This window comes from Moorena sp. SIO3H5, from assembly GCF_010692395.1.
In the GTDB taxonomy this organism is placed as follows: domain Bacteria; phylum Cyanobacteriota; class Cyanobacteriia; order Cyanobacteriales; family Coleofasciculaceae; genus Moorena.
The window spans coordinates 1-6,305 of sequence record NZ_JAAHHS010000423.1 but is presented as its reverse complement, the minus strand read 5'-3'; the positions used below and the strand labels follow the sequence as shown (position 1 = coordinate 6,305).

General features: G+C 43.5%; 8 protein-coding genes and 1 pseudogene. 4 read left to right on the top strand and 5 right to left on the bottom strand.

Translation table 11 applies throughout. The annotated features are described in order from the left end of the window. Positions 1-219: pseudogene (locus tag F6K52_RS30170) on the top strand (IS630 family transposase); the annotation flags it as partial. A 53-nt stretch (positions 220-272) separates the two neighbouring features. On the opposite strand, the gene F6K52_RS30165 reads toward F6K52_RS30170, so the two are convergent. Together F6K52_RS30165 and rsmB are read right to left on the bottom strand one after the other, a co-directional pair. After that, entirely contained in the window at positions 273-635 is a 363-nt protein-coding gene (locus F6K52_RS30165) for a XisI protein (protein WP_293087520.1), read from the bottom strand. A 256-nt stretch (positions 636-891) separates the two neighbouring features. Next, positions 892-2,346, bottom strand: a complete 1,455-nt coding sequence (rsmB, locus tag F6K52_RS30160) for a 16S rRNA (cytosine(967)-C(5))-methyltransferase RsmB (RefSeq protein WP_293087517.1) — start codon at positions 2,344-2,346, stop codon at positions 892-894. A gap of 338 nt (positions 2,347-2,684) precedes the next feature. Between rsmB and F6K52_RS30155 the strand changes: the two genes are divergently transcribed. After that, positions 2,685-3,137 carry a SufE family protein gene (locus tag F6K52_RS30155; RefSeq protein WP_293087514.1) on the top strand — a complete coding sequence of 151 codons (453 nt, stop codon included), beginning with the start codon at positions 2,685-2,687 and terminating at the stop codon, positions 3,135-3,137. Positions 3,138-3,897: 760 nt separating this feature from the next. Beyond that, a complete protein-coding gene (locus F6K52_RS30150) occupies positions 3,898-4,212 on the top strand; it encodes a hypothetical protein (protein WP_293087511.1) in 315 nt (104 codons plus the stop codon). Between the two features lie 67 nt (positions 4,213-4,279). On the opposite strand, the gene F6K52_RS30145 is transcribed toward F6K52_RS30150, so the two are convergent. The 3 genes from F6K52_RS30145 to F6K52_RS30135 are packed head-to-tail and all read right to left on the bottom strand — an operon-like array spanning position 4,280 to position 4,863. Then, positions 4,280-4,555, bottom strand: coding sequence for a cation transporter (locus tag F6K52_RS30145; RefSeq protein WP_293087523.1), 276 nt, complete (start codon positions 4,553-4,555; stop codon positions 4,280-4,282). A gap of 21 nt (positions 4,556-4,576) precedes the next feature. Next, a complete protein-coding gene (locus F6K52_RS30140; RefSeq protein WP_293087508.1) occupies positions 4,577-4,711 on the bottom strand; it encodes a hypothetical protein in 135 nt (44 codons plus the stop codon). Positions 4,712-4,716: 5 nt separating this feature from the next. Then, the gene (locus F6K52_RS30135; protein ID WP_293087505.1) at positions 4,717-4,863 is read right to left on the bottom strand and encodes a hypothetical protein; all 147 of its coding nucleotides are present in this window, start codon (positions 4,861-4,863) and stop codon (positions 4,717-4,719) included. Between the two features lie 562 nt (positions 4,864-5,425). On the opposite strand from F6K52_RS30135, the gene F6K52_RS30130 reads away from it, so the two are divergent. After that, positions 5,426-6,305 (top strand): glycoside hydrolase family 9 protein (locus tag F6K52_RS30130; protein WP_293087502.1); only part of this gene is annotated, 880 nt, incomplete at its 3' end.

Genomic DNA, 6,305 nt, shown 5'->3' with positions numbered 1-6,305 from the left:
GAAGACTGGCTAATAACTTGTACAAAGTTTGCTCCTAATGCTCCGGAACAAAATCCCGTAGAAGATATTTGGTTACAAGGAAAAAGTTTTCTGAGGAAATTTTATCATATTTGCAGTTCTTTTAAAATAGTAAAATGGTTATTCAAGTTTTTTACTGATGGTCAAATATTTGATTTTCCCAAACTTTTTAAGTATGGAATTTTGCCACAACCTATTTAGGATGGCTATAACTGATAACTGATAGCTGATAACTGATAGCTGATAGTTAAAAGCTAGGAAATAGCATAGCCAGTGTGTTGTCGGATATGGGGAGGATGAAAAGCTAAAACAATTTGTTCTTTGGGTATTCCCGCCGCCAGTAGCTCTTCTGTAATGCCGTGATCTAGACCATCATGGTGTAGCCAAATTTTATTGTTACGTATCTCAGCATCAAAGATTAGTGAATGAATTCGTTGTGTATCGTTCCAACCTTCCCTAATAACTAGATAGCGAGTTTTGTCATCGCTAACAATGATTTTACTGATGACAGTATTATTGATAGAATTATTTTTGTGACGATTCAGGATATTACAATAGTTTTTCAGGATCTGAAGAAGAGCTGTAGAACAATTGGTTACTCCAGTGAAGGTTTCCATAGCGTAATTTTCTCCTGGTTTTCATCATCGTGGTAAAAATCCTTGGCAGGCATGTAGAACGTGGATTAGAGGGATATTGCTATTATAGTAAAGATTATAAAGTAGGGTGGGCAAAGTAATATAATCATTAATACTCAAAAAAAACAAACTGTGTCTTGATGCAGTCGCTCATGGGGGAAACCCCCAAGACCGCGCTGCATCGCTTTTTGCCCACCCTACAATCTTCTGACTTCTGACTTCTGACTTCTGACTTCTGCTATACCATTCGTTTCAACCGCACCATAAAGAAACCATCCATCTGGTCTCGATAGGGCAAAACTTTCAGCCAACCTTCCGGTGTTGAAAACCCCTTAAGAAACGAAAGAGTAGGGGGATCAATTTGCCACTGAGAATGACTTTCCAGAAACCATTGTATTACCGCCTCATTTTCTTTAGGATTTAAGGTACAGGTAGCATACACTAACACACCTCCGGACTTGACCCAAGTTGCGGTATGCTCTAACAATTCTTTTTGCAAAACAGTAAGTTCCTGAACTTTTTCTGGAGTCATGCGCCAACGAATATCAGGACGTCGGTGAAGGGTACCATTACCGGAACAGGGAGCATCTAATAACACAGCATTAGCCATCTTAGTAAATTCAGGTAAATCGCGACTATCACCAGTACTGAGCTGAATCGATTGTAATTGTAACCGTTCGGCATTCTGTTGGACTTTTTTGAGGCGGGAAGCTGAGCGATCGCATGCCCAAATTTTGCCCTGATCTGCCATTAATTCCGCAATATGAGTTGTCTTGCCCCCCGGTGCAGCACAGGCATCAATCACCACATCACCAGGTTGAGGGTCCAGCAGATAACTGACCAGCTGGGCACTACAATCTTGAACAGTCCACCAACCCTCCTTAAATCCCGGTAGCTCTTGAATCGCACCAACACCACCCACAACCCTTAGTGCTTGGGGGAGCTGAACTGCATTGCTGAACATAGGGATAATCTCACCATTCCCCTCGTCCTGGTGGGAGACCAAGGGAGGTACCCGCTGAATAGCCAGTTCAGCAGATTGCATCCCTGCCTCCACCTCCTCCATGGACACCTTGAGGGGATTTACCCGTAAGTCAATGGTAGGAGATTGGTTAAACCATTGACACAGCTGTTCTGTTTCCTCTGCTCCCAGCTGTTGTAACCACAGCTCGATCATCCAATCGGGAAAACTGTGTAAAATGCCCAAACCCTCGATATCCCCTTCTGGCAACTGCAAAGGGTCAGGGGAATTGGCAGCTAAACGGGCATAGTTTCGTAGTAAACCATTAACCACCCCTGCCAGTCCTTTGAAGCCATTGTTCTTGGCTAGGTCAACGGTGGTATTGACCGCTGCTGAAGCAGGAATTCGGGCTTGATAGCGCAACTGATATAGTCCAAGGTGAAGTATAGTGCGCAAATCTGGAGGTTGTTGATTCGCTTTCTTTTTGCCCAACTGGTCAAGTAGAGCATCCAGAGTGCGCTGTCGTCGGACACTACCATAAACTAATTCTGTCACTAAGCCCCGATCAGCACCAGTTAACTGAGCAGTGTGTAGCACTCGATTCAGGGCAATATCAGCAAAAGCACCCCGCCGATGAATATCCCGGAGAGCTAGGAATGCTAACTGGCGAGGATTTTGTTTATCAAAGGTTGACGGTTGACCCTTGACCGTTGACGATTTATCTTGGCTCACAAACTCTTTACTCCTCTGGGTCTTACCTGATCAGCTATCAGCTTAAGCGCTACGCGCACGCTACGCGAACAGCTTTCAGCTTAAGCGCTACGCGCACGCTACGCGAACAGCTTTCAGCTTTCAGCTTTGAGTCAAATACTGACCACTGACCACTGACCACTGACCACTGACCACTGACCACTGACCGCTGACCGCTGACCACTGACCACTGACCACTGACCACTGACCACTGACGGCTGACCGCTGAATGCTTACGCTAATATGCAGTTATAGCAGTTCTCAATCCGGTATTGATAACTGCTATAAATAATATGGTTAATCCTTTTTAAACATTGGGTATGTCAGCCACCTCCAGCCCTTTACCAGAAGCTCTTGCTCGGATTGTAGAACGTTTTCAGCGCCGCAAAGACCCCAAGCAACGGTATCAGCAGTTGCTGTGGTACGCCAAGAAGCTTCAGGCAATGCCAGAAACCGATAAAGTGCCAGAAAACAAAGTTCCTGGCTGCGTGTCCCAGGTTTATATCACTGCTAACTTGGATGATGGCAAAGTCTTGTATCAGGGAGACTCAGATGCCCAATTGGTTAAAGGATTAGTAGCTTTGTTGATTGAAGGCTTGAATGGACTGACGCCAACAGAGATTGTCAACCTATCTCCTGACTTTATTCAAGATATAGGATTGAATGCTAGTTTAACCCCTTCTCGCGCTAATGGATTTTACAACATTTTCCAGACCATGAAGAAGAAGGCTCTGGGATATCAGTTGGGAATGTCTTCGAAAGAATTGAATTGATACTATCACAGATAGAAATAATAAATTAGTCCAGACAAAATTAAACAAAAAAAATCCCCAGCGGGTAACTGAGGAATGAGTCAGGGTGCATCTACTATTTCTTATTCCTTCATTGCTCTGTCTCGATCCGGAAGAAATTAGAAACCCTTAGCCATTGATAAGAGATAGACAAAATTAAACAAAAAAAAATCCCCAGCGGGTAGCTGAAGGATTAGTCAGGGTGCATCTACTATTTCTTGATCCTTGATTACTCTGTCTCGATCCGGAAGAAATTAGAAACCCTTATGCCAAGGAGACAGCCAAGATGGCTATCCCACATATAACTAATAGATAACTTGAGACAAAATTAAACAAAAAAAAATCCCCAGCCGGTAGCTGAAGGATTAGTCAGGGTGCATCTACTATTTCTTGATCCTTCATTACTCTGTCTCGATCCGGAAGAAATTAGAAACCCTTATGCCAAGGAGACAGCCAAGATGGCTATCCCACATATAACTAATAGATAACTTGAGACAAAATTAAACAAAAAAAAATCCCCAGCCGGTAGCTGAAGGATTAGTCAGGGTGCATCTACTATTTCTTAATCCTTCATTACTCTGTCTCGATCCGGAAGAAATTAGAAATGGGTAGGCCAAATCAGAAGCCACGTTGTGGAACCGTTTGACCCTGATCTAAAAAAACTACCCCTTTCAGGCATACTTCCCTTTATATACTCTCCTCCCATAAACCCCAAACAATCCACAGATCCCACACTTCCCGCATGAAGTACCTCGCCCAATTGAGAATTGCTATAAACTTGGATAAGTTCTATATACCAGAAAGCAAGATGGAAAGTATTAAAGTAATCTCCCATGTGGGGTCTGATGGCATTCTACATCTGGACGTTCCAGTAGGAATAACGAACGAAGAATTAGAAGTTATGGTGATTGTTAACCCATTAAAATCATCCTTAAAAGTAGAAACACCCCAAGGCTGGATGCCTGGTTTTTTTGAGGAAGTAATTGGGGGTTGGGCTGGAGAAGCGTTAGAGCGGGGGCAGCAAGAAGAATTTGAGACCAGGGAGAGTCTATTTTGACCACTAAATGGTTACCTAAAAATTCCCGAAAAATATCATGTCAAAATCAATAGCTCTCCAGTAATTTTCAATCCTCTTTGAGTTTTATCAAAGACAATAAATCGGTCTTTCCTAACTCTAGCCAGACTGACTCTTGAAGGGGGTTTTCTATCGCCCTCGTCCTAGTTCGTTGCAGGGTTTTCCCCAGCAGCGGAAGAGTGCTTAAGCCAATCAAAATAGCTACACTAAAGCTGATGATCGCATCCGCCTGAGGCCAGTTGAAAATCCCAACGGCCAAAGCAGCTATTATAGTGCCGATTGAGCCAACTACGTCCGCCAGTACGTGCAAAAATGCACCACGCAGATTGATATCTTGCTCAGTATTTTACCCTAGCCAATAGAGGTTAATGCTGTTGATAATTACCCCAATTAAGGCAGTGACTAGCATAGGCAAACTGAGGATTTCCTCAGGTGTCCCTTGCAGATGAGCGATCGCTTCTCGCCCAATCCATACAGACATAGCCACTAGACCGACAGATTAACAAGATCGCGAGTGTGGGGAGGGTGGGGAGATGGGGAGATGAGGAGATGGGGAGATGAGGAGATGAGGAGATGGGGAGATCCAGCAATAGTAGGGCAAGAGGCAAGAGTTAATAAAGTATAGCGCTGCATCACTACTCTCTGTTCCCAGATCCGCTGTTCCCAGATCCGCTGCTCCCTAGAAAGATGTACCTCACCCAATTTAAAAATTATATGCTGTGTGTTAGGGATTGTAATTATTTACAAAAAATTAACAATATCTTTTAGTGTTCTTTAAAACAAATATTATAACAGTTGTAAACTAGTATTAGCTATCGTTTATTGATGCAGTCGCTCATAGGTGAAACCCCCAAGACCGCTTAGCTGCGTTTGACCCGTAATTTAATTCGCCACGGGTCGCACCTCTGCATTGCTACAAAACAAAACTATTTCGGTGTCGCCATTAACAGTAGTTTTACTAAAATTTAAAGTGCTTTTGTCAATCAAATATTATCTCCTTTATTGACGGAGACTTAGAGCCTAGTTCTTTTTCCCTTGATTACACAGGGATGATTTACTCTATTTCGTTATTTTTATAGTCATAAACAACAGAATAAACCACAAAAAATGGTAATTATACCTGTTTCATTTTTCCAGTATTAAACAGGAGTAATTTTCATTGCTTTGTATCAAAAATTACTAATTTTAATTACTAATGAATGCATCTACTCCTGTTCAAATTAACCCATCCAATGGAAATGGTGAGACTATACCTAGTATCATCAACACCAATGTCTCAACCAATTTATCAACACAGTTCAACTATGGTGATGCTGTCGAAAAGTCCTTCTTATTTTATGAAGCTCAGCGCTCCGGTAAACTTCCTGAGGACAATCGCATCCCATGGCGCGGGGATTCTGCCCTCAACGATGGTGCTGATGTAGGAGTTGACCTTACTGGCGGTTATTACGATGCTGGGGACCACGTCAAGTTCGGCTTTCCCATGGCTGCTGCCATGACTATGCTGGCTTGGGGGGCAATCGAATATCAAGATGCCTACCAGCACATGGGTCAATGGGATGAGGCGTTGGATGCCATTAAATGGGGTACCGATTATATACTCAAAGCCCACATCACAGACAATCACGGTCAAACCGAACAATTCTGGGCACAGGTGGGATCCGGTGAAATCGACCACAACGTCTGGGCACCGCCGGAAACCATGACCATGGTGCGACCAGCGTTCAAAATTGATCCTTTAAATCCCGGTTCTGACCTAGCTGGTGAATCGGCTGCTGCCTTAGCTGCTGCCTCAATTGCCTTCCAATCCACAAACAGCAGCTACGCTAATCAACTACTGACGAACGCGAAAGCCCTATTTGACTTTGCCGAGACCTATCAGGGTAACTACTCTGACTCTATCCCCGATGCTGCTATTTTCTACAATTCTTGGAGTGGCTACGAAGACGAACTGGCTTGGTCTGCAACTTGGCTGTACAAAGCAACCGGTGACCAGACCTACTTGGATAAAGCCGAAAGTTACTATCTAGGTATTGATCCGACTCAGACTCAATCCTGGGATCAAAAAGTATATA

What these genes read in the sequence shown, in the direction of transcription:
- F6K52_RS30165 (WP_293087520.1), bottom strand. Translation starts at nt 635, where the DNA reads ATGGAAACCTTCACTGGAGTAACCAATTGTTCTACAGCTCTTCTTCAG.
- F6K52_RS30155 (WP_293087514.1), top strand. Translation starts at nt 2,685, where the DNA reads ATGTCAGCCACCTCCAGCCCTTTACCAGAAGCTCTTGCTCGGATTGTA.
- F6K52_RS30150 (WP_293087511.1), top strand. Translation starts at nt 3,898, where the DNA reads ATGAAGTACCTCGCCCAATTGAGAATTGCTATAAACTTGGATAAGTTC.
- F6K52_RS30140 (WP_293087508.1), bottom strand. Translation starts at nt 4,711, where the DNA reads ATGTCTGTATGGATTGGGCGAGAAGCGATCGCTCATCTGCAAGGGACA.
- F6K52_RS30135 (WP_293087505.1), bottom strand. Translation starts at nt 4,863, where the DNA reads ATGCAGCGCTATACTTTATTAACTCTTGCCTCTTGCCCTACTATTGCT.